This is a genomic window from Granulosicoccus antarcticus IMCC3135 (assembly GCF_002215215.1).
Taxonomy (GTDB): Bacteria; Pseudomonadota; Gammaproteobacteria; order Granulosicoccales; family Granulosicoccaceae; genus Granulosicoccus; species Granulosicoccus antarcticus.
In genome coordinates, this window is the sequence record NZ_CP018632.1 from 5405427 (window position 1) to 5430554 (window position 25128).

Annotated in this window: 22 protein-coding genes and 1 pseudogene; 8 read left to right on the forward strand and 15 right to left on the reverse strand. The window is 53.9% G+C overall.

The window, feature by feature from the left end; all coding sequences use genetic code 11:
- Positions 1-190 precede the first annotated feature (190 nt).
- A complete protein-coding gene (locus IMCC3135_RS23410; RefSeq protein WP_088919796.1) occupies positions 191-499 on the forward strand; it encodes a hypothetical protein in 309 nt (102 codons plus the stop codon).
- Positions 500-800: 301 nt separating this feature from the next.
- Here IMCC3135_RS23410 and IMCC3135_RS23415 read toward each other — a convergent pair whose 3' ends face one another.
- Entirely contained in the window at positions 801-2339 is a 1539-nt protein-coding gene (locus IMCC3135_RS23415; protein ID WP_088919797.1) for a hypothetical protein, read from the reverse strand.
- A gap of 278 nt (positions 2340-2617) precedes the next feature.
- Here IMCC3135_RS23415 and IMCC3135_RS23420 point away from each other — a divergent pair, with 278 nt between their 5' ends.
- The gene (locus IMCC3135_RS23420) at positions 2618-3070 is read left to right on the forward strand and encodes a MarR family winged helix-turn-helix transcriptional regulator (protein WP_088919798.1); all 453 of its coding nucleotides are present in this window, start codon (positions 2618-2620) and stop codon (positions 3068-3070) included.
- A gap of 2 nt (positions 3071-3072) precedes the next feature.
- Positions 3073-4311, forward strand: coding sequence for a multidrug effflux MFS transporter (locus IMCC3135_RS23425; RefSeq protein ID WP_088919799.1), 1239 nt, complete (start codon positions 3073-3075; stop codon positions 4309-4311).
- Positions 4312-4454: 143 nt separating this feature from the next.
- Here IMCC3135_RS23425 and IMCC3135_RS23430 read toward each other — a convergent pair whose 3' ends face one another.
- On the reverse strand, positions 4455-5360 hold the full coding sequence (locus tag IMCC3135_RS23430) for a LysR family transcriptional regulator (protein WP_088919800.1): 906 nt from the start codon (positions 5358-5360) through the stop codon (positions 4455-4457).
- Between the two features lie 100 nt (positions 5361-5460).
- On the opposite strand from IMCC3135_RS23430, the gene IMCC3135_RS23435 reads away from it, so the two are divergent.
- Positions 5461-6315, forward strand: a complete 855-nt coding sequence (locus IMCC3135_RS23435; RefSeq protein ID WP_088922027.1) for an SDR family oxidoreductase — start codon at positions 5461-5463, stop codon at positions 6313-6315.
- 138 nt (positions 6316-6453) lie between these two features.
- On the opposite strand, the gene IMCC3135_RS23440 is transcribed toward IMCC3135_RS23435, so the two are convergent.
- From IMCC3135_RS23440 to IMCC3135_RS23450, 3 genes and pseudogenes are all read right to left on the reverse strand, one after another.
- Entirely contained in the window at positions 6454-7647 is a 1194-nt protein-coding gene (locus IMCC3135_RS23440; RefSeq protein ID WP_088919801.1) for an alpha/beta hydrolase, read from the reverse strand.
- Between the two features lie 132 nt (positions 7648-7779).
- Positions 7780-9003 (reverse strand): threonine/serine exporter family protein, encoded by a 1224-nt coding sequence (locus tag IMCC3135_RS23445; RefSeq protein WP_088919802.1) that lies wholly within the window; start codon positions 9001-9003, stop codon positions 7780-7782.
- Between the two features lie 181 nt (positions 9004-9184).
- Positions 9185-9670 (reverse strand): annotated as a pseudogene (locus IMCC3135_RS23450) (methyl-accepting chemotaxis protein); the annotation flags it as partial.
- 315 nt (positions 9671-9985) lie between these two features.
- On the opposite strand from IMCC3135_RS23450, the gene IMCC3135_RS23455 reads away from it, so the two are divergent.
- A complete protein-coding gene (locus tag IMCC3135_RS23455; protein WP_088919804.1) occupies positions 9986-11545 on the forward strand; it encodes an inorganic phosphate transporter in 1560 nt (519 codons plus the stop codon).
- A 103-nt stretch (positions 11546-11648) separates the two neighbouring features.
- Here the strand turns inward: IMCC3135_RS23455 and IMCC3135_RS23460 are convergent, their stop codons facing one another.
- On the reverse strand, positions 11649-12077 hold the full coding sequence (locus IMCC3135_RS23460; protein ID WP_257790431.1) for a Gfo/Idh/MocA family oxidoreductase: 429 nt from the start codon (positions 12075-12077) through the stop codon (positions 11649-11651).
- A 264-nt stretch (positions 12078-12341) separates the two neighbouring features.
- On the opposite strand from IMCC3135_RS23460, the gene IMCC3135_RS23465 reads away from it, so the two are divergent.
- From IMCC3135_RS23465 to IMCC3135_RS23475, 3 genes are all read left to right on the forward strand, one after another.
- Entirely contained in the window at positions 12342-13448 is a 1107-nt protein-coding gene (locus tag IMCC3135_RS23465) for an S-(hydroxymethyl)glutathione dehydrogenase/class III alcohol dehydrogenase (protein WP_088919805.1), read from the forward strand.
- Positions 13448-14290 (forward strand): S-formylglutathione hydrolase, encoded by an 843-nt coding sequence (fghA, locus tag IMCC3135_RS23470; RefSeq protein WP_088919806.1) that lies wholly within the window; start codon positions 13448-13450, stop codon positions 14288-14290. Before IMCC3135_RS23465 ends, fghA begins: the two co-directional genes overlap by 1 nt.
- A 117-nt stretch (positions 14291-14407) precedes the next feature.
- The gene (locus IMCC3135_RS23475) at positions 14408-15973 is read left to right on the forward strand and encodes a protein adenylyltransferase SelO (RefSeq protein WP_088919807.1); all 1566 of its coding nucleotides are present in this window, start codon (positions 14408-14410) and stop codon (positions 15971-15973) included.
- A gap of 79 nt (positions 15974-16052) precedes the next feature.
- Here the strand turns inward: IMCC3135_RS23475 and IMCC3135_RS23480 are convergent, their stop codons facing one another.
- The 9 genes from IMCC3135_RS23480 to IMCC3135_RS23520 all read right to left on the reverse strand — a co-directional run bounded on the left by IMCC3135_RS23480 (position 16053) and on the right by IMCC3135_RS23520 (position 25107).
- The gene (locus IMCC3135_RS23480; protein ID WP_088919808.1) at positions 16053-16811 is read right to left on the reverse strand and encodes an S-methyl-5'-thioinosine phosphorylase; all 759 of its coding nucleotides are present in this window, start codon (positions 16809-16811) and stop codon (positions 16053-16055) included.
- Entirely contained in the window at positions 16811-17308 is a 498-nt protein-coding gene (ispF, locus tag IMCC3135_RS23485) for a 2-C-methyl-D-erythritol 2,4-cyclodiphosphate synthase (protein ID WP_088919809.1), read from the reverse strand. The genes IMCC3135_RS23480 and ispF overlap by 1 nt, the downstream gene beginning before the upstream one ends.
- Positions 17305-18021 (reverse strand): 2-C-methyl-D-erythritol 4-phosphate cytidylyltransferase, encoded by a 717-nt coding sequence (ispD, locus tag IMCC3135_RS23490; RefSeq protein ID WP_088919810.1) that lies wholly within the window; start codon positions 18019-18021, stop codon positions 17305-17307. Before ispD ends, ispF begins: the two co-directional genes overlap by 4 nt.
- Entirely contained in the window at positions 18018-18353 is a 336-nt protein-coding gene (ftsB, locus tag IMCC3135_RS23495) for a cell division protein FtsB (RefSeq protein ID WP_088919811.1), read from the reverse strand. The genes ispD and ftsB overlap by 4 nt, the downstream gene beginning before the upstream one ends.
- Positions 18354-18453: 100 nt before the next feature.
- A complete protein-coding gene (gene eno / locus IMCC3135_RS23500; RefSeq protein WP_088919812.1) occupies positions 18454-19740 on the reverse strand; it encodes a phosphopyruvate hydratase in 1287 nt (428 codons plus the stop codon).
- Between the two features lie 127 nt (positions 19741-19867).
- Positions 19868-20707: a 3-deoxy-8-phosphooctulonate synthase gene (gene kdsA / locus IMCC3135_RS23505; protein ID WP_088919813.1), complete on the reverse strand. Its 840-nt coding sequence runs from the start codon at positions 20705-20707 to the stop codon at positions 19868-19870.
- A gap of 67 nt (positions 20708-20774) precedes the next feature.
- Positions 20775-22496 carry a CTP synthase gene (locus tag IMCC3135_RS23510; protein WP_088919814.1) on the reverse strand — a complete coding sequence of 574 codons (1722 nt, stop codon included), beginning with the start codon at positions 22494-22496 and terminating at the stop codon, positions 20775-20777.
- A gap of 239 nt (positions 22497-22735) precedes the next feature.
- Positions 22736-24148 carry a tRNA lysidine(34) synthetase TilS gene (tilS, locus tag IMCC3135_RS23515; RefSeq protein WP_088919815.1) on the reverse strand — a complete coding sequence of 471 codons (1413 nt, stop codon included), beginning with the start codon at positions 24146-24148 and terminating at the stop codon, positions 22736-22738.
- Positions 24145-25107 carry an acetyl-CoA carboxylase carboxyltransferase subunit alpha gene (locus tag IMCC3135_RS23520; protein ID WP_088919816.1) on the reverse strand — a complete coding sequence of 321 codons (963 nt, stop codon included), beginning with the start codon at positions 25105-25107 and terminating at the stop codon, positions 24145-24147. Before IMCC3135_RS23520 ends, tilS begins: the two co-directional genes overlap by 4 nt.
- Between the last annotated feature and the right edge of the window lie 21 nt (positions 25108-25128).

The window sequence follows — 25128 nt, forward strand, 5'->3', positions numbered from 1 at the left end:
GGCCCTGGTTGGGACGATGATGTTGACTCAAGCACACTCGAATAGTTCAGGCATTCGACACGTCAGATCAGCAAATGAGTAAACAATTAGCAACCTCTCCGCCTATGCTTAACTTTGGCGAGCAATTCGCATATGATCTCGTTGCGCTACCAGCGTTCAAATTCGAAAGCAATTCACAATGAGTAGAACTATGACCCCTATACGATCCATTCTGGCTGCAACGGCCGTCGTGCTGCTCACGGCTTGCGCCGGTGCTCAGTCTCAATCGCAGGACAGCAACGAGGCAGTAACAAGTTTGAAGAAGGGCGCCGCTCGCCCGGGCATGCCAGATCTTACAGAAGCAGCTGAAAAGCTTGGCGTCACCAAAGAAGCGCTGCAGGAAGCAATGAGCAAGGCCGGTGGTCCACCACCTGATCTGGAAACTGCGGCTGCCGAGCTGGGTGTCAGCGTAGATGCTTTGAAAGAAGCCTTGCCTATGCGTGGCAGGCCTCCTCAGTAAATAGCTGACTGTAGTATGAGAACGCTGCACATCGCAGCTCCCCTGACGAGGCAAGGACATTCTTCGACAAGGCAATTGTATATGTCGATGAAGTGGGCGCAGAAGAAGCGGTCACCACGTTTAATGATCCTGATGGTCCCAGGGAGTAGCAAAGTACGAGTGGCTCAATCCACAAACCAACCAGCTCGAAGACAAATCAGCTTATGTCAGCGAGGTAGGTGGCATGGTTGTAGGCGTGGGCTATTACAATTAGAAGTCAGGCAAGGCTTGAATGGGCGGGGGGTTGTCCGTACTCTCTGCTCTACCGTCTGCCGATCAACAGACTGGCCTCCGCAGAGTCGCTAACCGCCATCAACACTGAGGCGTCACCGCTTATCCACTCGGAACGTTGAGCAAAGTACTCAGGTAGCGAGTACATGGCAGCATCTTCTACATCCAGAAGAAAGTGATCGACTGCTTGTTCAGACTCGGCAGAAAATCGACTGATGTAGAGAAACAGCACGTGTTGAGCATTAGAAGTGTAATGCTCAGCTTTGCTGGTGATGGCTCCGGGGACAGAGGTGTATTGACAATTTGACTCGTCTAACTCGTTTCCGTTTTCATCGGTCAATGGGCAGGCATTCAAGGCGCGATTCAGCGAAATCGTTTTATCACTGCTGCGTTGATAGAGCTGGTAGCCGGCGGTTGTGCTTTCGTCGTAGGAACCTGCAAAGAACACGAGCTGATTCCCATCCTTGTTGGTGATCATGGATTGAACATTGCCAGCGCCTTCGACTGGGAATTCAACCGCTGAATCCGTCTGGGAATGTTTGACTGATGATGCGAAATTCTCCCACGGTGGACGGTTTTCAAAACGCTCGCCCACGGGCACCTCCCAGTATTGCTCATTGCCGTCAGCGGACAAGGTATAGGAGTACGGCGGCAGGCAATCAACCTTGTCAGTAATAGTGCATCCTCTAAGATCTGCCGTCAGGCCGCGAACTAGCCATTCACCAGTCACGGTGTTCCACAGTGTGGCTCCAACCTGACGTACTGTGCTTCCATCGCTGTCCGTACCTTCCCACCACTGCTGGCTGAAAAGTAGTTGGCCATCATCACTGAACTCATAGCCTTGGTAACTGACGCCAGACAGACGCGGCGCAAGCAGCACACCATCGATATCAAGACTGGTATCTGGGTAGTCAACAAGGTTCGCCGAGTTCAGCGTATAGGCATGCAACGTGGTGCTATTAGGTGTGTTGTACTGAGTCAAATCCAGCGGATCATAGGTATTGAACAGCACAACATTGCCATCAGCGGATTGATCAGTGTCTTTGTAGATACACCGATTCTCAGGGCTCAGCGTTGAAAGATCAGCCAAGCTGTCATTGAAAGCCGCTGTGTAAGATACGGTGACGCAGGCAATTCCTATAACGGCAACCGGCGTATTCTCAGAATCGAACAATAAACGGGTGTTCTTTCCGATGTCAGTCACCAGCCAGCTGGACGCACCTGTCACGGTGTCTACAAGAGCAATGGCGGTAACGTCGTTTTCATCGTTGAGTACATCTGCCCTGATCGTTTTCCCGTCACGAGACATCTGGTAGCTGTCGACACGGTTCAACCCCGCCTCGGTAATCATGGGTTCCAGGTCGACCTGGAGTGTGCTGGCAAAAGCCAGCTCCCCGCGATAGTCAGGCGTTTCCAGAACCACCGACGGTTCTGACGGTTCTGACGGTTCTGACGGTTCTGACGGCTCACCCCCACCTTCGCTCGGTAGCGATGCGGAGTCATCACTACTGCTGCAGGCAACCAGCTGCATCGCCAGGACAAGGGGGAACAGCAGGTGGTAAGGCTTCATGGCAACTCTCCTCAGAAGTCGCATCAGGCAGAGCTATGCAAACGGTACTCACACATTCTGGAACCGCGGCATGCAGCCTGATGTCGTTTATCTAATAGATGAGAAGCTTACAGCCGATGCTGATTCATGAGCAATAGTGCCCGACAGTATTAATACCGCAGGCCACCTCTGGAGCGTGCGGTGGCCATGCAAACGATGCCATTTGTGACAATTTCTACCTAGATAGTTTCTATACCAACCATTGGCATCCAAACTGTTTGCCTGCATCATACCGCCCTATGCACAAACAACACGATTATCAATTTCACGCACTGCTCCATTCAGCAGATCTGGTCGAAGACAGACTTCGCGAGAAGCTGACACCGCTTGACATTCGTCCCAAACAAGCCCGGGTTCTAAGCGCCCTGGACATTCTGGGCAGCGTCTCGCAGGCTCAGCTCGCTCGGGAAATCTACGTCACGGCGGGCAGCATGAGCACGATGGTGACTCGGCTTGAGAAACTGGGACTGATTTCCCGCGCTCGACATCCGGACGAACGACGCAGTGACGTACTCAGCCTGACAGAGGTTGGAAAATCACAACTGAAGGGTATTCACCAAACCTGGAAAGAGATGGATGAATACATCGAAAAGACGATCGGCCACAAAAAGGCGCTGATGCTGCTTGAGCTGACCGAAGAACTCAGACTGGCACTGGGTGGACAAGTGCCCGGCGATAAAACAAGAGATTGATCATGAACCCAAGCACTACTCCCATCAACAGCAAGCCACTTGCACTTTATTCGATACTGGTTCTAGCCCTGCTGTCTGCCGTAGCGCCGCTGGCAACGGATATGTACCTGCCTGGATTTCCACTGATTTCCAGAGACCTTGGAGCAAGTGCAGCACAGATCCAGATGACGTTGACAAGCTTTCTCGTTGCCCTGGCAATCGGACAGCTATTGATCGGTCCGCTATCGGATCGTTATGGACGACGCAAGCCTCTGATCATCGGTACTTCCCTGGCCATTGTTGCAGGGGCACTATGCATTGTTGCCACAGATATCCACACATTGATTGCATTGCGTGCATTGCAGGGTCTGGGCGGTGCGGCAGGCGTGGTACTGGCGCGCGCCATCATCACTGATTCGTCAGCCGATGAAATTGCCTCAGCCCGGCTATTTCAGTTAATGATGATCATCGGCGGTCTGGCCCCGGTTCTGGCTCCCATCGTCGGTACAGGCATCGTTACATTTGCCGGCTGGCGTGCAATTTTCGCCCTGATCGCTCTGCTGTCTGTCATCTCACTGGTCGGCGTCTTTTTCCTAATCAAGGAGAGCCTGCCACAGGAGCAACGTACAAGCGGTGGAGTAACAGAGCTATGGACAAACATTCGCTCACTGGCACACAACCGCAGCTATGTCGGCTACACACTGACAACAGGCTTCACCTTCATGGTGTTGTTCAGCTATATCGCATCCTCACCCTTTGTTTATCAGAACATCCTTGGATTCTCACCGACAGCCTATTCCATTGCTTTCGGCATTAACGCCAGTGCCATGATTCTGGGAGGCGTTCTTTCCGCCTGGCTGGTTGGCACTGTAGGTCCTCGCCGACTTACGACCTACGGCCTCGCTATCATGCAGGCAAGCATAATACTGGTCTTTATCTGTGTACTTGCAGGCGCCGGACCTATGATAATGGCCCCCGCAATTTTCATGACAGTGGCACCAATCGGCATGGTTCTCGGCAACGCCAGTGCTCTGGCAATCGGCCAGGCAACGCACAATGCGGGAACCGCCTCAGCACTCCTGGGTGCCTTACAGTTCACTCTTGGTGGTATTGCCTCTCCACTGGTGGGCCTGGGAGGCAAATACGATGCACTGCCAATGGCCCTGGTCATGGTCACTGCCGGACTGTTGGCACTGACAAGCTTCGCACTGGCAACGCCTCGCAACGAGACGCTCCAAACTCCGGTCAAGGCAAGCTCCTGATCCTCAGAGACAACGATGGAAGCCTTGGCTCACTACGCTCAGACAGCTGCAGATTCATTACCGTATCGAGTTCTGAGCAAGTATCGCTGACGCGGTTGGCAGACCGCTCAAGAATTCTGGCCAGTGAAATCCTGTCTCCAACCTCAAATGGACTTCGTGAATATTTTCTTCTCCAGCAGGTAATCAATGAGCGCACGCACGCGCTGAGGAACCTGTCGTCGAGACGGATAGACCAGGGAAAACACCAACAACTCACTGCTCAGAGAGGGAAAGATGCGCAGTAATTGACCACTGTCGATCTCTTGCTCAACGGAACTTGGCAGCAAACTGCCAATGCCCAATCCCTCAATAACCATCTTCTGCACCAGCAAGGGTGAATCACAGCGATAGAAGGTGGTGGGACGTATTTCAACCGTCTTGCCGTTTTTGCGCAGATGTTGCACGCCTCCGTGATCCAGCTGATTCAACAGGATCCAGTGGCATTTTTCCAGATCTTTCAGCGTTTTCAAAGAGCCAGCATGATCCAGGTAGTCCGGGCTGACAAATAGAGCTAACCGCTCTTCGTGCATGACTCTGGCAATAATGGATTCATCCTTGGGGATACCAACACGAATGGCCAGATCAATCTGCTCACCTATCAGGTTCACACGTGAGTCATCCGGGATCAGATCAAGCTGAATCTCCGGGTAGCGCTGACGAAAATCTTTCAATACCGGCAACATGAACTTGTGAGCAATATCATGGGGCATGGTGATTGCCACTCGTCCACGTGGCAATGCAGGCGTCACCGCAGATTCCACCTGATCGAGAATATCCGTCAGTTGTTTTGCCTGCTCATAAACCAGTTTGCCCTCATCAGTAATCTTCAGCTGTCGCGTAGAACGTTGCAGGAGGCGAGTACCGAGACTCGATTCCAGAACCGCCACCTGTTCACTGATGCGTGACCGGCTACTGTTCAAGCGGCGAGCCGCTGCCGCAAAACTGCCGTTATCCACGACCGTTGCAAAAATCGCCAGCAGGCGCAGATGACTGAAATCGATTGTACTCATTATCCGAACTGTCCGTCTTGCATTGAACCACTTATGAGATCGACCATTATTCTCCATAATGAACCTGATTTCAACAAAACGTCTTTCAAAGGAGACAACCATGATTGCAATAACGGGAGCCAATGGACAGCTTGGCCGGTTAGTCATTGATAGCCTGCTGAGCAGAACAGATGCCAGCAATATCGTGGCATTGATTCGCAATCCGGACAAGACTGCGGCGCTACAAGCGCTAGGAGTGGAGGTTCGTATTGCCGACTACAGCAAGCCTGAGACATTACTGCCTGCTCTTGCCGGGGTCAGAAAATTACTGCTCATTTCGGGCAGTGAAATAGGACAGCGTTTTCCACAGCATACAGCGGTGATTGATGCGGCTCAAAAAGCAGACCTTGAGTTATTTGCCTATACCAGTCTGTTGAAGGCCGATGTATCGCCGTTGCTACTCGCTCAGGAACACAAGCTTACCGAACGGGCTATCATGGCCGCCGGTTTGCCGGCAGTCATTCTGCGTAACGGCTGGTACACCGAAAACATTCTGGGCAATCTTGACAATACGCTGGAAAGCGGCAAGTTAGCAGGTGCATCCGGACAGGGCCGATGGGATACCGCGGCACGACAGGATTATGCCGAGGCTGCAGCCCTTGTATTAACATCCACAGAGGAACAGGCTGGCAAGATCTATGAACTGGCAGGTGATGCTGGATTCACGCTGCAACAATACGCAAACGAAATCAGCAAGTTCGGTGACGGTGAAGTCATATATGAAAATATCGAGACTGAAGAGCTCGCCAGCAACCTGGTACAAGCCGGGCTACCGGATAGCATTGCAGCCATTCTGGCCGATGCTCAGAAGCAGGTAGCTGATGGCTGGCTAGCGGATGACAGCGGTGATCTAAGCCGCCTGTTAGGACGTGCAACCACCTCCCTGACTGACAGTCTGGCGTCTCTACAGTCTTGATGAATTAAGCCTGGTTGTTGTGACAGACAGTCCGTACAGTAGATTCATAGGGTCTATTGAGACTTGAAACGGACTGTCTATTCCCTTCACCACTGATCCTCGTATGAAGTAATCAGTTTGTTACGAACAACTCGATAACTACTGCAGCTCTGTGGCGAAAACCTGATCGTGCAGAGCCATCACAGCATCAAAATCAGGATTGTAGGTAGTGCGAGCTACAGGCACCCCATCAGGTGATTCAGCCCCCTCAGCCCCACGCCAGCGAGTCCCCCCGGAATAGTAGAGACAGGCGCTGAACACCTTCCATTCGTTTCCATTGCAGACCAGTTGCGTACCCAGGGCTCCGAAAAGCGAATTCTGTGGGGATAGCATCATTCCCATATGCGATTGATTCAGAATTCGATGTTCCGGGTATCGGCTCGATCGGACTATTTCGTACTCTCCTGGCTCTGTCTCTTCATTGCCGTAAAGCACCAGACGTCGTTTAGGTGAGCTGAAACGCGTTGCAAATATTTTCCGGGTTGTATCAACGTTTACCACCGAGTCGTCCAGTGTTTCCACTATCAGCACCGGCATCGTCAACCGTTTGCGGTTCTGCTTTTCATTCCACAGATTTTGCAGATACTTCGCAGCCTTGTAGTACTGAGCTGCCGCGTTAATGGGTATGGAATTGTATTTGGTAGGATTATCTTCGATAATCATCCCACCGAACACCCATGGCTTGAAGTACGAGACAAGCGATGCCCAACGCAGCAACCCTACCCTTGAGCTGTTGTAAGCAGGTGCGAACAGGAACAGGCCATCAATACCATCGCTCTCAAGAGCGAGAATGGTTGCGAGCACCCCTCCTAGCGAAAAACCACCCAGGTAGATCGGCATGTCAGGTGAGCGCCAGTATTCAAGCTGAGTTCTGGCAGCGTCAAGCCATTGCAGATAGGAGACATTCAACTGGGCTTCTGGCGTATTGCCATGCCCGGGTAGCAGTATGGCTCGAACGTCAAAACCGCGCTGCGCCAATGAGGCAGCTACATCACGCCAAACGGCCGGCGAGTCATTCAGACCATGGATCAGCAGATACTTTCCGCGAAAGGGCACCTTGGCACTGGCGCTCAATTCAAACGGTACGTTGTACTCGACATCGCCAGGTTGTCGCCTCTCGAGCTGAGTGTCCAGCAAGTAGGCGCGTACTTCCTTGATGTGCTGTTGAAAGTTGGCTTGTGGCTCTGGAAACCGGTCCAATGGATCCTCAAGCATCTGCCCCATGACAGCGCTCGAACAACTGAACAGGAGCAGTGTCAAGAGTCTGAAAATGAAGTCTTTGTGTTTTCTCATGACGCCATTTTCGCATTGAAACGACTACCGCAGCGTTATTGGCGTCATATAAGACGATGTGAAAAACTCCTGGCCTTGCCATCTGCGTTACAGCCAGCCTGTTTCCTCGGTATTCAAGCACGAGCTGAATGTCTACAGTGATTTTCTGGGCTCTACCACTGCACTGGCAAATACCAACCCTGCAATCAGTGACATGAACAGCAGGAATGATTGCACGCCGATATTATCAATCCCCAGAGCGTTGCTAGAGATCGCATCATCCAGGCCCACATACACTTTGCTACCAGGCACCAGAACGACGATACCCGGCAAGGTCACCAGAGCTGCTGGTGCGTTGCGCCAGCGAGCAAACAGATTGGCATACGCTCCAACCACGAATGCACCAAGAAACGCCCCCAGGGTAGTACCCCAGGCGTCAGTCACAAGAGTGCTGACCCCATAGGCCAGCAAACCCGAAGCAATCCCCCAGGGTGCGTCAACAAGGCGTGCCTTGAAGACCACTGACAGACTGCTTGCCAATAACAATACGGCTGGCCAGACGGTCCAGTGCGGTACATGGTATTCGTCGACCGGGAACGTATCACCCCAGATCAACACACCGATTGCCACGCCCAGAACAGTGCCAAAATACAATTTGAACAGCACCATCAGTGAATCCATAATCCGGGCAGTACCGGATATCAGTTCCCGCTCTGCCAGCTCTCGAAATCCCATAGCCAGTGACAGGCCCGGGACAAATACGATAATGCTGGACAGTACGACCAGTGGTTGGTTGACACCGGGATCAAACCTGCTGACAGCCACAGCGATAACGGCAACCACCGTGGCTGCCAAGGGCTCAAGCATGGTGGAAATGCGCTGCGACTTACCCGACCAGACAACGAATGAATAGACCAGCATGGAAAGCCCGCCCGCCCACATCACATCGTTCCAGCTGCCACGCATCATCATGGAAAAAGCACTACCCAGGACAATGTATGCCAACAATGTCACCAGCTCCGGATAGGGTGGGCCAGAAGTTTCGATAGTTTTCAGACCCGTTTTGGCCTCCTCCAACGTGCAATTTCCTGCAACCAGATCGTTCACCAGAGCATCAGTTCTAGCCAATGAGCCCAGATCCAGGTCACCGGGCCTTACGCGCATGGAGTAGTTGTAGACATCATCGTCTGGTGCGCCCTTGATCCACAGACAATAAGTCAGTGTTGTTGGACTGACGAGGAAATAGCCATCCAGTTCAAGATAGCCAGCAACCGTCTTGAGGTGAGCTTCCAGTCTGAAGGCCGGTGTGCCGTATTTGTGCAGCATCTCACCGAGCTTGATAACAAACGCGCACTGCTGTTTAAACGTAAGGGCCATAAGACTAAAGACAAACCTGAGATGAACGAATAGTGAATCAAGATACATTCCCGATTCTGGATCGACAGCACTGCCATGGATCGGCACTCGTCCACTAGATCGTAATTATAGGCACTATCAACCCCTCATTGTCGATTCACTGACGGGGTGCAACAAGCTCTCCAGTATCGCAAAACGCGATCTATCTCATCGATATCTTGAAGTGATTGGCAAGATCACTTAATGTAGCCGACAAGGCATCCAGTTCACGAACGGCTGAACTTTCCTGATCAGCACCAGCTCGTACGCTCTCACTATCCTGTGCCACCAGTCCCACTCTATCGGCAGTTTGTGTACTTCCCTTTGCGGCAATTTGAATAGAGCGAGTTATTTCCTCTGTTACTGCTGTTTGTTCCTTTACAGCGACGGCCACAGATTCCTGGAATTGATTCATCTGATTGACGATAGTTGCGATTTCGCTGATGGCCGTAACAACCCCCTTGGTGTCTGATTGAATCGAGCGAATCTTGTTATCGATCTCTTCAGTGGCTTTTGCCGTTTCCTTGGCAAGTTCTTTGACTTCATTCGCCACCACAGCAAAGCCTTTGCCATACTCTCCTGCTCTGGCAGATTCGATCGTGCCGTTAAGTGCAAGAAGATTGGTTTGCTGGGCAATGGTAGCAATCACTTTGGTTTGCTGTGCGCACACCAGCCACTGACCGGCTCCAGAGTGCCTGATTTTCTGTTACCAGAGATATAGCTCATTTTTCTTTGAACTCCCGTGAGCGAACGCCAAAAAGCTCCGGTAAAATACCCTGATCGCGTCAACCTTCAAAATCATTGATCCGCATCAATGGTTTGAGTCCAGCTGTCGCAGACTTGGCCAATATAGGTGGTACGGTCGAAGGTGGCAGCAAACAATGTCGCCTCCTGCTTCTCATACCTGCAATTTCTCCCCTACCTCATCTGATAGCGCCAGCTAACAAGGATATTGATTACATATATGGAACTGGAAAAAATTGCTGAAATAGAACACGCAACCTCAACAGGGCGCCATGAGTTGTTCAGGTTGGGAACTGCACTGTTGTTCATCGTCGGCATCGTTCTGTTCGTCGGCTCTCTCACCCATGGCGTCAACAATATGTTGGTCATTGCCGCCATGATAGGCGGCTATATGGCACTGAACATTGGTGCCAATGACGTTGCAAACAATGTCGGTCCTGCCGTTGGCTCCAATGCCCTTACCTTGACTGGTGCAATTCTGATTGCCGTCATATTCGAAGCTGCAGGCGCACTGATCGCCGGGGGTGATGTCGTTGGCACGATAAAAAGCGGCATCATCAACCCTGATCTGATTGCCGATACCGATACCTTCATCTGGGTCATGACGGCGGCTCTGCTGGCCGGCGCTCTGTGGCTGAATCTGGCGACGGTGATGGGAGCCCCGGTCTCCACGACGCACTCCATCGTAGGAGGTGTTCTGGGTGCCGGTATTGCGGCTGGTGGACTCGGAATAGCCGATTGGGGCAAGGTCAGTCAGATTGTTATCAGCTGGCTGATTTCGCCACTCATGGGGGGAATCATCGCTGCCTCATTCCTGTATCTGATAAAACGAACCATCATGTACCAGGAAGATCGCGTCGCTGCCGCAAAGCGCATTGTGCCTCTGCTGATAGGCTTCATGGCATGGGCCTTTGGAACCTATCTTGTTCTCAAGGGGTTGAAGAAAATCTGGAAGACCGACTTGACCGGTGCCCTGCTTGTTGGTCTGGCGATCGGCCTTATTGTTCTCCTCATCAGCAAGGTTACTGTACGACGTTCAGCCAAGACCATGGACAATAGCAAAGAGGCGATAGACAAACTATTCATGGTACCTCTGATTTTTGCTGCAGCGCTGCTCAGTTTTGCTCATGGCGCCAACGATGTTGCGAACGCAGTCGGTCCTCTGGCAGCCATCAGTGAGGCGATCAGTACCGGGCAATTCGCCAGCGAGGCGCACATTCCTGTCTGGGTGATGCTCATCGGTGCTTGCGGTATTGCTCTGGGCCTGGCCTTGTATGGACCGAAACTGATTCGCACCGTGGGCTCTGAAATCACGGAGCTCAATCAGACGCGGGCCTATTGCATCGCACTGAGCGCGGCGATAACGGTTATTATCGCCACACATTTCGGATTGCCCGTCAGCTCGACGCATATTGCGGTAGGCGCAGTGTTCGGCGTTGGTTTTCTACGCGAATATATCAAGTCTCACTATGCCGGTATGGTGGTCGAAATCGAACACCATCATCAGGGCGCTGATCATGAGGAAATAGAAGCTTATCTGGCGCAATTCGAAGCCGCTCCTCTGGCACAGAAAGGGCACATGATTCGGGAGCTCAAACGTAACAAAGGCTCTATCGCACTGACTAAGAAAGAACGACGAACTCTCAAGAAAACCTACCGACATGAGCTGGTCAAGCGCTCGGCTTTGCTCAAGATAGCAGCGGCCTGGGTCATTACCGTCCCCGTATCCGGCCTCCTTGCAGCCATGCTCTTCTTCACTATCAAGGGCATGATGCTTTAACCTGCTCGTAGACAGCAGGCAATGAAAAGCAGAAGTTGAATCGGTAATCGGTGACGAGTCACGCCGCTCGTCACCGACTCGAACACCATCATCTTCAGGCGACCTACACATCAACCCAGCGCGAACCTTCCACTGATGCCCAAACCGCATCAATGGCACGATTCACCTCCATGCCATCACGAAATGTCGGCCAACGCGATTGCCCGGCATGGATGGCTGCCAGAAAGTCACGCGCCTCGATGATCAACTGGTCCTGATAGCCGGTACCATGCCCCGGTCCCAGGCAGAAATTCACGTAATCCGGATGATCAGGATTAGTCAGAATCTTGCGAAAACCACGCTCACTCTCCGGACCTTCCATTTTGTACAACCACAAGGCATTCTGATCTTCCTGATCAAAACGAATAGCCCCCTTACTGCCACTGATTTCATAGGCATAACCCATCTTGCGCCCCGTGGAGACATCACTGAAATACAGATGTCCCATAACCCCTGATGCAAAACGACACAGGCATTGCGCATGATCATCAATGGTGGCCGCCTCCTCGCCGCCAGCCTCTGAGGGCCTTTAGCCCGCGCCGATAATACCGATACCAATAGTGCTCATTTTGCAACTTGCTCGCAGTGTGATTTGCCACAGTGTATGCGAACCATCGCTGGAACGACATTTACCGTGTTGTGGCTCTTATCATTTAGTACCAGAGGCCGCTGCATCGGTGGTTTCAGGCCTACCGTTGCAATCCTTGAACGACTACAATGCCAGATCATTCGATGACGGACTCACGGGACAAAAACCATGAAAACACGCGCAGCAGTAGCTTTCGAAGCGGGCAAACCATTAGAGATTGTCGAGGTCGACCTGGAAGGACCAAGAGCGGGTGAAGTCCTGGTAGAAATCAAGGCAACCGGTCTTTGTCATACTGATGAATTTACCCGTTCAGGTGCAGATCCTGAAGGTGCATTCCCGGCAATTCTCGGCCATGAAGGCGCTGGCGTCGTGCTGGAAGTCGGCCCGGGCGTGACCAGTCTGGTACCTGGCGATCACGTCATTCCTCTGTATACCGCAGAATGTCGTGAGTGCGAATATTGCCTCAACCCAAAAACCAATCTGTGCCAGAAAGTGCGGACCACCCAGGGCCAGGGTGTCATGCCCGACGGCACCTCTCGTTTTTCATACAAGGGCAAGCCCATTCTGCACTACATGGGTTGCTCCACATTCTCCAACTACACGGTTCTGCCCGAGATCTCTCTGGCCAAGGTACGTAAAGACGCTCCATTCGACAAGATCTGCTACATCGGTTGTGGTGTCACCACAGGTATCGGCGCTGTCATGTTCACCGCCAAGGTCGAGCCTAACTCCACAGCTGTTGTTTTCGGCCTGGGCGGCATTGGTCTTAACGTTATCCAGGGTCTGCGCATGGTGGGTGCCCGACAGATCATCGGTGTCGACATGAACCCTGCCAAGGAAGCGGTGGGCCGCAAGTTCGGTATGACCGACTTCGTCAATCCGAAAGATCACGCTGATCTGGTCGGTCATCTGGTCGAATTGACAGGCGGCGGCGCTGATTATTCTTTCGAATGCATCGGCAATGTCGACGTCATGCGTCAAGCCCTCGAGTGCTGTCACAAGGGCTGGGGTGAAAGTATCATCATCGGCGTTGCAGGCGCTGGTAAAGAGATCACCACACGCCCCTTCCAACTGGTTACTGGCCGCTCCTGGCGCGGTACTGCCTTCGGTGGTGCACGAGGTCGAACTGATGTGCCAAAGATTGTGGATATGTATATGGAAGGTCGCATCGATATCGACAGCCTCATCACCAGCACCATGCCACTGGAAGATATCAACAAGGGCTTTGAGATGATGCACACCGGTGAAGGTATCCGGAGTGTGGTGCTGTACTGATGGAAACAATTTCCAGCTGGACAAGTTTTGGCGGCAAGCTGTCTGTGCATCAGCACGACAGCGAACTGTGCCAATGCCCGATGCAATTTGCGGTGTACACACCACCGCAAGTAACGGCAGGCTCAACTGAGAAAGTTCCGGTTATCTGGTACCTCTCAGGCCTGACCTGCAACTGGTCTAACGTCATGGAAAAGTCAGGATTGCAACGTATCGCTGCGAAACTGGGCGTCATGATCATTGCACCTGACACCAGCCCGCGTGGCGACGATGTGCCTAACGATGATGCCTACGACCTGGGACAGGGAGCCGGTTTCTACCTGAGTGCGACACAAGAACCATGGTCAACCCACTTTCACATGGATCGCTATCTTGTCGAAGAGCTCTCAGCACTGGTGTTCAAGGAATTTGCTGGTGATGCCGATCGACAAGGCATCATGGGTCATTCCATGGGAGGCCACGGTGCTCTTACTCTGCATCTGAAGCACCCTGAGACCTTTCGCTCTGTATCTGCACTCTCCCCTATAGCATCCCCTGCGCAGGTACCCTGGGGCGAAAAGGCCTTCACCACCTATCTGGGTGATGATCGCAGTCAGTGGTCGGACTATGATGCAACTGAGCTGGTTGGCAAGCAGCCCAGCAAGGCTCACATTCTGGTTGATACCGGTGATGCGGATCCGTTCCTGGAAGAACAACTGCGACCTGCACTGTTCATCGACGCCTGCCAGAAGGCCGGTCAGTCGCTGAACTATCGCATTCAACCGGGTTACGATCATTCCTACTGGTTCATCGCCAGCGTGATCGAGGATCATCTGGAGCATCACGCAGCCATACTCAAAGGCTGAATCAGGCACGCTTGATTCAACGCTTTGCGACAGGCAAACCGATGCTTGTTTGATAGGCTTGCGGTTCTCGGGTAAGGTGGAACGTATCCCCTCTTACCCGAGAACTTGCAGGTTATCATGCCGTCGACTCCCGACTCAGTGAACATCCCGTTTGACAACAGCTACTCAGCGTTGGCACCGGAGTTCCATCAACACCTGAACCCAACCCCCGTCAGCCACCCTGAGCTGATCATCGTCAATGATGAGCTCGCTGCACAGCTGGGAATCGAAGCCAGTGAGTTACGCAGTGAGGCTGGCATCAGCCTGCTTGCCGGCAACTCGGTACACCCGGATTCCACCCCTATTGCCATGGCCTACGCTGGCCATCAGTTCGGCAATTGGGTGCCGCAACTGGGTGACGGTCGTGCCCTGCTGCTCGGAGAGGTGATTGACACACAGGGTGTTCGTCGCGATATACAGCTCAAGGGCGCTGGGCGCACACCCTACTCTCGCGGCGGTGATGGACGCAACTGGATAGGTCCGGTCTTGCGTGAATACGTCGTCAGCGAGGCCATGGCGGCTCTGGGCGTCCCCACCACCCGGGCATTGGCGGCTGTGACCACTGGCGATCACGTTATGCGCGAACAGGGTGCCTTGCCTGGTGCGATTCTCACACGAGTTGCCAGGAGCCATATTCGCGTCGGCACCTTTCAGTATTTTGCTGCCCGACAAAACCAGACAGCTATCGAGCAATTGATTCAGCACGTCATTGCCCGTCATTACCCTGAAGCGGCACAGGCTGAGAATCCAACCCTGGCGCTACTGGATGCCGTTATCGAAGCACAGGCCTCACTGGTGTCTCACTGGCAATCCATCGGATTCATACACGGTGTCATGAATACCGATAACTCATCGATCAGTGGTGACACTATCGATTATGGCCCCTGTGCGTTCATGGACACCTATTCTGCAGACAAGGTCTTCAGTTCAATTGATCGTGGCGCACGCTACGCCTATCAGAATCAACCACGCATCACGCAGTGGAATCTGGTGAATTTTGCGCAATGCCTATTGTCACTGCTGCACGAAGACCAGGAAGAAGCGGTGAAACTGGCGCAAGCATCCATCAACCGCTTTGATGAGTACTTCGTTGCTTATTACCTGCAGCGTATGCGAGCCAAGCTGGGCCTGACCACCGAGCAAGATGATGACCTGGCACTGATCAGCAGCCTGCTGACTCTGATGGAAAACAATGCTCTGGATTTCACGGTTACCTTCCGACAACTGACACATCGTTCAGCAAGTGACCCGTTTGCGCCTGGCGGCAAACTGTACGACTGGCATCTGCGCTGGCAACAACGAATCGACTTGCAGGCGGAAATTATTCAGGATGCTCAGGACACTGCCCAGGACACTGACGAAGATCAGCTCAACGGTAAAAAGCCGGCCATTGACCCCGCCCTGCTCACCGCGGCCCACGAGGCGGCAATCAAACTCATGGAGCAAAGCAACCCGGCCATCATTCCGCGCAATCATCAGGTTGAAGCCGTCATTGCGGCCGCACTCGATAACAATGATTTCGCCCCGTTCCATACCCTGCTTGAGGCTGTCACCCAGCCTTTCGACAGTGCCCATGAAAACGGGATTTTTGCAGCGCCGCCAGCTCCCGAAGAGACCGTCACTCAGACATTTTGCGGAACCTGAGGGGCTTCATCTCTAACCCGGGCTCTTGTTTCACGAGCCCTTGGTTAGTGAGTTAGTCAATCGGTCAGCTTGCCGCTCATTACCCAGCCATCAACGTTCCATCGCGCAAGGTCGTGTTGAGGACCTTGCAGGCATTCTTCATGGCTGCCTGAATGGCCGCGGGTAAGGCCGTTGTATCGATAGGTTTGTTATCGATACCGGCGGCCGCATTGACCACCACACCACAACAAGCATAGGCAATGCCCAGTTCGGCAGCCAGCGCCGCTTCTGGCATACCGGTCATGCCGACGATGGTACAGCCGTCATTGGCCATGCGGACAATTTCAGCAGCCGTCTCCAGTCGTGGCCCCTGGGTCACACCATAAACACCGCTGTCTACCAGTGTGATACCCGGACTTGACTTGGCGCCATCAATCAGAGCCTGTCGCAGCTGCTCGTTGTAGGGGTAGCTGAAGTCGATATGCTCGACCGGATCATCGCCGCCATCGAAAAAGGTATTCTCGCGCGCGCTGGTGTAATCGATGATCTGGTGCGGGATCACAATCGAGCCGACCGTACAGTCTTTGTGAATTCCGCCGACAGCCCCCACAGCAATGATCTGCTCGATACCGACACTGTTCAGCGCCCAGATATTGGCGCAGTAATTGACGCGATGAGGTGGAATACGGTGGGTAACGCCGTGGCGTGCCATAAAGGCTACTTCGCGCCCTCCCAGCTCACCAAAGACAATCGGGCAGGACGGTGCGCCATAGGGTGTCTTGACCATTTCCCGTCGGGTGACGGTCAGCCCATCCATGCGTGTCAGACCGGTACCACCGATTATTGCCAGAGTCGTCATTACACAGATCCTTGAGTTAGCTCACCAGATTCGGATAACAGCACTGAGGCCATTGCCGCAATACCTTCTTCACGCCCACAAAAACCCAGCTGCTCGGTGGTTGTAGCCTTGACGTTTATACGAGACAGCTCCATCTGCAAATCAGCGGCCAGTATCTGACAGATGGTTGCAATATGTGGGCTCATCTTCGGTCTCTGGGCAATGATCGTGGCATCCAGACTGGTGCACTGCAATCCCCTTTCACTCAATTGTGCAACCACCTGGCGCAGCAAATCACGACTGTCTGCCCCCTTATAGGCGGCGTCAGTATCCGGAAAATGTCGTCCAATGTCACCCAGCCCGGCAGCACCCAGCAAGGCATCGCTGATGGCATGCAGCAAGACATCACCATCAGAATGGGCTCGAAATGCCTTTTCAAAGTCGATCCGTACACCACCCAGCATCAGGTGATCGCCTTCCATGAAGGCATGTACGTCGAATCCACTGCCGATTCTCATGTCTGATCCGCAAAATGTGTAAGTAGAAGTCGGGCAACCAGCAAATCGGCTGGTCGCGTCACTTTCAGGTTCGGTTGTAAAGCTTCGACCAGCTGCGGTTCATGACCCAGGTTTTCCATGGCCGAGGACTCATCGGTAACAGGTATGCCAGACACCTCGCCGTGACGACTCGTTTCCAATGCCTCAAGTAGCTCACCGGCACGAAACATCTGCGGCGTCTGGGCCTGCCAGAGCTGGTTGCGACTGACTGTACACTCGATACAGCAATACTCATCGGCGCTCTTGAGGGTGTCCTGCACTGGCGTGGCAAGAATACCGCCTATCGCGCCGCTGTTATAAACCGTATCAACAAGCCGTCTGATATCTGACAGACTCACCAGTGGTCGCGCTGCATCGTGCACCAGAACCCAGGAGGATGGAGCCGCCCTGTCAAGCACATAGCGCAGTCCTGCCAGTACCGAGTCTGCCCGTGTAGCACCACCGATGGTTGTATGAACCCGCTCGTCAGCGCCTGCTTCCACCATTGGCCAGTGATCGTCATTCTCTGACAGAGTGACAACGATACCGTCTACATCCGGTACAGGTAGCAAGCGTGACAATGTATGTTGCAACATGCATTGCTCGCCAAGCATGACGTACTGCTTGGGAATATCGCTGCCCATCCGCTCGCCGCGGCCAGCCGCAGGCACGATGATCCACATGGCATCGTTCATGGTGTCGTCACTGTCGGTGCACTCTCAGCAGGGGGAATCAGAGGCCTGGCACGCACACTCTGTTCGCGCACAAACTGGTAGAACGTCTCGCCTTCGCCGATCATGCCCAGCTCGGCACGTGCCCGTTCTTCGATAGCATCAAGCCCACTTTTAAGATCGGCCACTTCGGCCGCCAGCGCTTGATTGCGAATATTCAGACGCACAACTTCCTGACGGCTGACAAGCGCCTCTTCCCTGAGACGCCACACCTCTTGAATACTGCCATCACCGAACCAGAGCCGGTATTGCAATGCCAGCAGCAATGCCACCAACACCCCGATCAACACCTTCATGGCATCATCAATCGAACGGCTACACGCCGCTCATATCGATTGATAATCCCCCGAGAAGTGCTGATCAGGACACGACAGGATTGATTCGGCAAACCAGTCACTACAGAGTCTGGTTGAACGCAGCAGCACCTGGATAGACGGCACGATCACCCAGATATTCTTCGATGCGCAGCAGCTGGTTGTACTTGGCAACGCGATCAGAACGAGACAGTGAACCTGTCTTGATCTGTTTGGCGTTCGTCGCTACTGAAAGGTCTGCAATAGTGGTGTCTTCGGTTTCGCCAGAGCGATGCGAAGTTACTGTCGTATAACCCGCCTTGTGAGCCATACGAATGGTTTCCAGTGTCTCGGACAACGTGCCGATCTGGTTGACCTTGATCAGTATGGAGTTGGCAATGTTCTCTTCGATACCACGTGCCAGAATCTTCGGGTTGGTGACGAACAGATCGTCTCCGACCAGCTGAATGGTGTCATTCAAACGTTCAGACATGATTTTCCAACCCGCCCAATCGCCTTCGTCCAGTCCGTCCTCGATAGAGATGATCGGATAGCGATCTACCCAGTCAGCCAGGTAGTCGACAAAGCCTGCCGCATCGAACTCACGCTCTTCTGATGCCAGGTTGTAGATGCCGTTCTTGTAGAATTCCGAGCTGGCCACATCCAGTGCCAGATAGACATCCTTGCCTGCCTCGTAACCGGCCTTCTCGATGGCGACCAGGATAGTCTCGATGGCTTCTTCATTGGAGGACAGATTGGGGGCAAATCCACCCTCATCACCGACACTGGTATTCATGCCACGATCGTGCAATACGCCACGCAGGGAATGAAATATCTCAGCACCACAACGCAGCGCTTCACGAAAAGATGATGCACCGACCGGCATGATCATGAATTCCTGCAGATCAACACTGTTGTCAGCATGCGAGCCGCCATTGATGATATTCATCATTGGCACGGGCAGGTTGACCGCCTCTTTGCCACCCAGGTATTCAAACAACATCTGCCCAGAGTCAGCTGCTGCGGCATGCGCACTGGCCATGGAAACAGCCAGCAAGGCGTTGGCACCCAGCTTGTCCTTGTTCTCGGAGCCATCGAGCTCCAGCATGATCTTGTCTATGCCAGCCTGATCGGTGACATCGTGGCCCATGACCGCATCACGAATCACACCATTGACATGCTCAACCGCTTTGAGCACACCCTTGCCACCATAGCGCGACTTGTCGCCATCACGCAGCTCCAGTGCTTCGCGGGTTCCCGTGGATGCACCGGAAGGTACGGCAGCACGGCCTCTGGCACCGGAAGCCAGAACGATATCGGCTTCAATCGTCGGATTACCGCGCGAGTCCATGATTTCGCGAGCATGCAACTCAGTTATTTTGGATGTCATGTGATGTCCTGACCTGTAGTGTGTTGATTGGAAATCTGAACCGAACCGGTAACCTTGTAGCCTGGCAACCCGTCAGAGTGCTTCCGCCGGAGGATAGAACTGCACAGGTTACCCCTATCCGGCGTTATCAGCTCAGATACGGCGTTTCCGCCAGTTCGCCTGCCTTGATTGTACTGTCCAGTCGCATCAATGTTTCAAGCAGTGATTGCAACTGATCCAGAGGCCAGGCGTTGGGTCCGTCGCTCAGCGCCTTGGCCGGGTTCGGATGAGTTTCCATGAACAGACCGGAAACTCCGGCAGCAACGGCTGCCCGTGCCAGAACAGGGACGAACTCGCGTTGCCCTCCCGAGCTGCTGCCCTGTCCACCCGGCAACTGTACCGAGTGGGTCGCATCAAAAACGACCGGACAACCAGTACTACGCATGATGGCCAGGCCACGCATGTCGGATACCAGGTTGTTGTAACCAAAGGAGGCTCCACGTTCGCACACCATGATCTGCTGGTTACCGACCGCATGAGCCTTCGCAACGACGTGCTGCATGTCTGCAGGGGCCAGAAACTGACCTTTCTTGATGTTGACAGGCTTGCCGGCGCGCGCAACCCGTTCGATAAAATTGGTCTGCCGGCACAAAAAAGCCGGTGTTTGTAGCACGTCCACCACATCGGCGACTTCGTCAATGGGGGTGTCTTCATGCACATCGGTCAGCACTGGCACACCGACCTCATCCCGGACCTTGGCCAGAATGCGCAGGCCTTCCTCGATGCCCGGGCCCCTGAAGCTGAGCTGCGAGGAACGATTGGCCTTATCAAACGAGGACTTGTAGATGAACGGAATACCCAGCTCCGCCGTCATACGCTTGAGCGTGACGGCGGTGCTCATGGCCATGTCCTCGGATTCGATTGCACACGGACCTGCAATCAGAAACATCGGTTTATTCAAGCCAACTTCGAAACCACAGAGCTGCATGACAATACCCTTCGTAGATCGCGAGCGTACTCGCGGAATGATTAGCTAGTAAGGATAGCTGATCTATCTATTCTGTAGAAGGTTCCACTTGCACGAGATCTTCAGGCTCGACATCAGGGCGTGATGCCTGAAACTCCAGCGCCGCTGTCACCAGGCCGGTAAACAGGGGATGACCGTCACGTGGATTGGATCTGTATTCGGGATGAAACTGGCAACCGATGAACCAGGGATGGTCCGGTAATTCGATCATTTCAACCAGTCCGTCCGTGTCCAGCTGCAGTTTTTCACTGTCGTCGGTGGCCGCAATGGCACCACTGGAACGGGCTGATATGACCAGACCCGCATCAGTCAGGCGTTTGGCGTAGTTGTTGTTGAATTCGAATCGGTGACGATGTCGCTCAACCACCTGCTCGACACCATAGACTCGTGCGGCCAGAGAATCGGGCTCCATCACACACAACTGCCCACCCAGACGCATCGTGCCGCCCAGATCGGAGTTCTTGTCGCGCAACACGGTTTCACCATTCTCACCCTGCCATTCGGTAATCAGTGCGATAACCGGCTCAGGCGTGTGCAGATCAAATTCACTGCTGTTGGCCTCAGGTATGCCGGCCACATGCCGGGCATGTTCTATGACCGCAACCTGCATGCCCAGGCAGATGCCCAGATAGGGAATCTTGTGTTCGCGAGCGTAGCGGGCAGCAATGATCTTGCCTTCCACGCCACGGTTACCAAACCCACCGGGAACCAGAATGGCGTCGACTTCACCCAGCGTACGCAGATCGCCCTGCTCCAGCTTTTCGGCATCCAGGTAGCGAATCTTGACGCGACTATCGGTCTGAATACCGGCATGCGTCAGCGCTTCATTGAGTGACTTGTAGGACTCGGTCAGTTCGGTATATTTTCCAACCATGCCGATCGTGACGGATTTACTGGGGTTGCGAATACGATCCACCACCCGCTGCCATTCACTCAGATCAGCCGGCGGCAGATCCAGTTTGAACTGCTCGACGACCAGTTCGTCCAGTTCCTGAGCATGCAGCATGCGCGGAATGTCATAGATCGTATCGGCATCATTGGCCGCAATGACGGCTCGCTCATGGACATTGGTGAACAAGGCAATCTTGCGACGCTCCGCATCCGGCAACAATCGATCGGCGCGGCACAGCAGAATATCGGGCTGGATACCGATGGAACGCAACTCCTTGACCGAGTGTTGGGTCGGCTTGGTCTTGATCTCGCCAGCCGAAGCAATATAGGGCACCAGTGTCAAATGCATGAACAGCGTCTTTTCACGACCCAGCTGCACGGCCATCTGCCTGATGGCTTCCAGAAATGGTAGCGACTCGATATCACCCACGGTGCCACCGATTTCCACCATCGCCACGTCAGCATCTCCTGCACCCACCAGCACACGTCGCTTGATCTCGTCAGTGATATGAGGAATGACCTGCACTGTGGCACCCAGGTAATCACCCCGGCGCTCATTGGCAATAACCGTCTCGTAGACACGACCGGTTGTAAAGTTGTTGGACTGGCTGGTCTGGATCCGTACGAAGCGTTCGTAGTGCCCCAGGTCCAGATCAGTCTCGGCCCCATCGTGCGTAACGAAGACCTCTCCGTGTTGATACGGACTCATGGTGCCCGGATCGACATTGATGTAGGGATCGAGCTTGAGCATGGTGACCTTGAGGCCACGTGCTTCCAGTAGGGCAGCCAGTGAAGCTGCAGCAATGCCCTTGCCCAGAGACGATACAACGCCCCCGGTTACGAATATAAAACGCGTCATAGACAGCAAAGTCTGTTGGAGCCGAGAGCATGATCAGGACAGAATATCCTGGGTGCAGACGACGCAAATAAGCGTGACGCGGAACGTCCTTGAGAGTCCCGCTACAAAATGCAAGAAGCACCCTGAACGGGCGTTGAGATTACCAGAACACGCACAGGCTAACAATTGCAAAACACCTATCCGTCGCATTCAGTTGACAAGACACTCGTCTCAGCGACTCGAATACGGGCTATACAAGCTCAGGGCAGCTCCAATGTCGAGTCTTCCCAGTGACGAGAAAGCTCCTCCACTGACCTGCCGGCCTCGGATTCAGGCAACTCTTCTGGCGCCAGTGGCGGCGTTACAACCAGCGGCGAGTCATCGATGCGGCAATCCACGGCCACAGCCAGGTTCCAGATAGCGGCCAGCCGCCCTTCGATGTAAAGCAACGGAATGCTCTCCCGCACCCAGGGTGGTGTGGCCGACTCTTGCAATACTTTCTTGACGGCCTTGTGATAAGCCGGCTCACCCAGCTTGATCAGCTCCCCCCCTGCACGACTCTTGACGCTGATAGTCCCCGTCAGCGGCAATGTAATGCCCTGTGCACGACATAATTCGCGAGTCAGGGTCAGACCTGTCTCCTGAATGGTCAGCGGCTCGAACGGGGCTTCCCACTGATAACGGAACGCCTCCACCGGAGTCTGTGGCAGCAAGAGATAGAGCCTGTCACGATGACGGCGGAATACATAATCACGCACATTCACAATGCCCGCTGAATCATGACGGGCTTCAACCAGGTCTGTCATCACCTGAATCAGGTCCTGCAGACGCGGCATGCGCAGTCCACGTTGTCGTACAAACAGGCGCAGTGCAGTAAAAGCCCGCTCCCGTGGCAAATCAGCAATAGCCTGCAGGCTGAGCTCGGTGGTGCCCGGAATGCGAATGTTCGCCAGATCCTGTTGTGCCAGAGTCAACAGACTCTGACTCGCTGCAGCGCTGCGAAGCGCAGAGCGACTCAGTGTTTCGGCAGCAGCTGGCCAGCGCGTCTTCAGCAGCGGCATGATCGCGTGACGCAGATAGTTGCGATCGTAACGGTAGTCCTCGTTGGAAGGGTCTTCAATCCAGTCCAGAGCATGGTGCCTGGCCAGAGCCTGCAACGAGGCCTGTGAACAGACCAGCAAAGGTCTGCCCATATAGCCTTCGCCAAAGTGACGTTTACGTGGGATGGCCGACAGCCCATCCGGACCACTGCCCCGCAATGCCTGCAGCAGAAAGGTTTCGGCCTGGTCTTCTGCATGCTGGGCCAGCAACAGGTGCTCATCCTTGCCCAGTACTGCGCAGAATTCGGCATAGCGCGCCATACGCGCACTGGCTTCGGGACCTTGCACCCGCGCATCATTGTCTTCCCCATACTGGGCATGACGTACTTCCAAAGACACGCCCAATGCCTGGCAGATCTGACGCGCATGATCTGCCCAGCTGGCACTGTCATCCTGCAGACCGTGATCGATATGGACAGCCCGCAGTTCGAACTTGCCTTCGGCTTGATCACGCAACTGCGTCATCAGCAACAGGAGTACGTGCGAGTCCAGTCCACCACTGTAGGCCACACAATAACGACCGGCCTCCGGCTGTTGCGCCACATAGTGAGCAACGGCCTCGAACGGGGTCATGCGTTTTCCTTGTACTGCCCGTATGCGCGCAACTTTTCCTGACGATTGGACAACAGAGTGTCCAGCGGCAAGCTGGATAGCAATGCCAACTCTTCGAACAGAGCCACTTGCATATTGACAGCCATCTGCTGCGGATCACGGTGTGCACCGCCCAGAGGCTCGCCGATAATCCGATCGACCAGTTCCAGCTCCATCAAACGCTCGGAGGTAATACCCATGGCCTCGGCAGCATCCGCCGCCTTGTCGACACTCTTGTACAAGATGGAGGCGCAGCCTTCAGGACTGATGACCGAGTACACCGCATATTGCAGCATCATGACTCTGTCACCGACGCCGATAGCCAGGGCGCCGCCCGAGCCGCCTTCACCGATAACCGTGCAGATGATGGGAGTCTTGAGACCTGCCATGACGAACAGATTGCGTGCAATCGCCTCGCTCTGGCCCCGCTCCTCAGCACCGATACCCGGATAAGCACCTGGCGTATCGATAAAAGTGATGACCGGCAGTGAGAAACGCTCGGCCAGCTCCATCAGGCGTTTGGCCTTGCGGTAGCCTTCGGGCCGTGGCATGCCGAAGTTGCGATGAATCTTTTCCTTGGTGTCCCGGCCCTTCTCATGACCGATGACCACGACAGGCTTACCATTGAGCCTGGCGGTGCCACCAATGATGGCGTAGTCATCGGCGTAGAGCCGATCACCGTGCAGCTCGTCAAAGTCCGTGAAGACATTGTCGATGTAGAAGCGCGTGTAGGGGCGCTGCGGGTGCCGAGCCAGCTGGGCTATCTGCCAGGAGCTTAATTTGGAGAAAATGCTGCCAGTCAGCGAGTCACACTTCTTTTTGAGAGTGTCGACTTCCTCGCTGATGTTGATATGCGCCTCGTCGGTTGCAAACTGCAACTCGCGAATCTTAGCCTCCAATTCGGCAATTGGCTGCTCAAAGTCAAGAAAATTGGGGTTCATGGAGTAAGCGACAGCGCCTTT

Excerpts from the sequence above, each read along its gene's own strand:
- IMCC3135_RS23410 (WP_088919796.1), top strand. The coding sequence starts at position 191 with ATGACCCCTATACGATCCATTCTGGCTGCAACGGCCGTCGTGCTGCTC.
- IMCC3135_RS23415 (WP_088919797.1), bottom strand. The coding sequence starts at position 2,339 with ATGAAGCCTTACCACCTGCTGTTCCCCCTTGTCCTGGCGATGCAGCTG.
- IMCC3135_RS23420 (WP_088919798.1), top strand. The coding sequence starts at position 2,618 with ATGCACAAACAACACGATTATCAATTTCACGCACTGCTCCATTCAGCA.
- IMCC3135_RS23425 (WP_088919799.1), top strand. The coding sequence starts at position 3,073 with ATGAACCCAAGCACTACTCCCATCAACAGCAAGCCACTTGCACTTTAT.
- IMCC3135_RS23430 (WP_088919800.1), bottom strand. The coding sequence starts at position 5,360 with ATGAGTACAATCGATTTCAGTCATCTGCGCCTGCTGGCGATTTTTGCA.
- IMCC3135_RS23435 (WP_088922027.1), top strand. The coding sequence starts at position 5,461 with ATGATTGCAATAACGGGAGCCAATGGACAGCTTGGCCGGTTAGTCATT.
- IMCC3135_RS23440 (WP_088919801.1), bottom strand. The coding sequence starts at position 7,647 with ATGAGAAAACACAAAGACTTCATTTTCAGACTCTTGACACTGCTCCTG.
- IMCC3135_RS23445 (WP_088919802.1), bottom strand. The coding sequence starts at position 9,003 with ATGGCCCTTACGTTTAAACAGCAGTGCGCGTTTGTTATCAAGCTCGGT.
- IMCC3135_RS23455 (WP_088919804.1), top strand. The coding sequence starts at position 9,986 with ATGGAACTGGAAAAAATTGCTGAAATAGAACACGCAACCTCAACAGGG.
- IMCC3135_RS23465 (WP_088919805.1), top strand. The coding sequence starts at position 12,342 with ATGAAAACACGCGCAGCAGTAGCTTTCGAAGCGGGCAAACCATTAGAG.
- fghA (WP_088919806.1), top strand. The coding sequence starts at position 13,448 with ATGGAAACAATTTCCAGCTGGACAAGTTTTGGCGGCAAGCTGTCTGTG.
- IMCC3135_RS23475 (WP_088919807.1), top strand. The coding sequence starts at position 14,408 with ATGCCGTCGACTCCCGACTCAGTGAACATCCCGTTTGACAACAGCTAC.
- IMCC3135_RS23480 (WP_088919808.1), bottom strand. The coding sequence starts at position 16,811 with ATGACGACTCTGGCAATAATCGGTGGTACCGGTCTGACACGCATGGAT.
- ispF (WP_088919809.1), bottom strand. The coding sequence starts at position 17,308 with ATGAGAATCGGCAGTGGATTCGACGTACATGCCTTCATGGAAGGCGAT.
- ispD (WP_088919810.1), bottom strand. The coding sequence starts at position 18,021 with ATGAACGATGCCATGTGGATCATCGTGCCTGCGGCTGGCCGCGGCGAG.
- ftsB (WP_088919811.1), bottom strand. The coding sequence starts at position 18,353 with ATGAAGGTGTTGATCGGGGTGTTGGTGGCATTGCTGCTGGCATTGCAA.
- eno (WP_088919812.1), bottom strand. The coding sequence starts at position 19,740 with ATGACATCCAAAATAACTGAGTTGCATGCTCGCGAAATCATGGACTCG.
- kdsA (WP_088919813.1), bottom strand. The coding sequence starts at position 20,707 with ATGCAGCTCTGTGGTTTCGAAGTTGGCTTGAATAAACCGATGTTTCTG.
- IMCC3135_RS23510 (WP_088919814.1), bottom strand. The coding sequence starts at position 22,496 with ATGACGCGTTTTATATTCGTAACCGGGGGCGTTGTATCGTCTCTGGGC.
- tilS (WP_088919815.1), bottom strand. The coding sequence starts at position 24,148 with ATGACCCCGTTCGAGGCCGTTGCTCACTATGTGGCGCAACAGCCGGAG.
- IMCC3135_RS23520 (WP_088919816.1), bottom strand. The coding sequence starts at position 25,107 with ATGAACCCCAATTTTCTTGACTTTGAGCAGCCAATTGCCGAATTGGAG.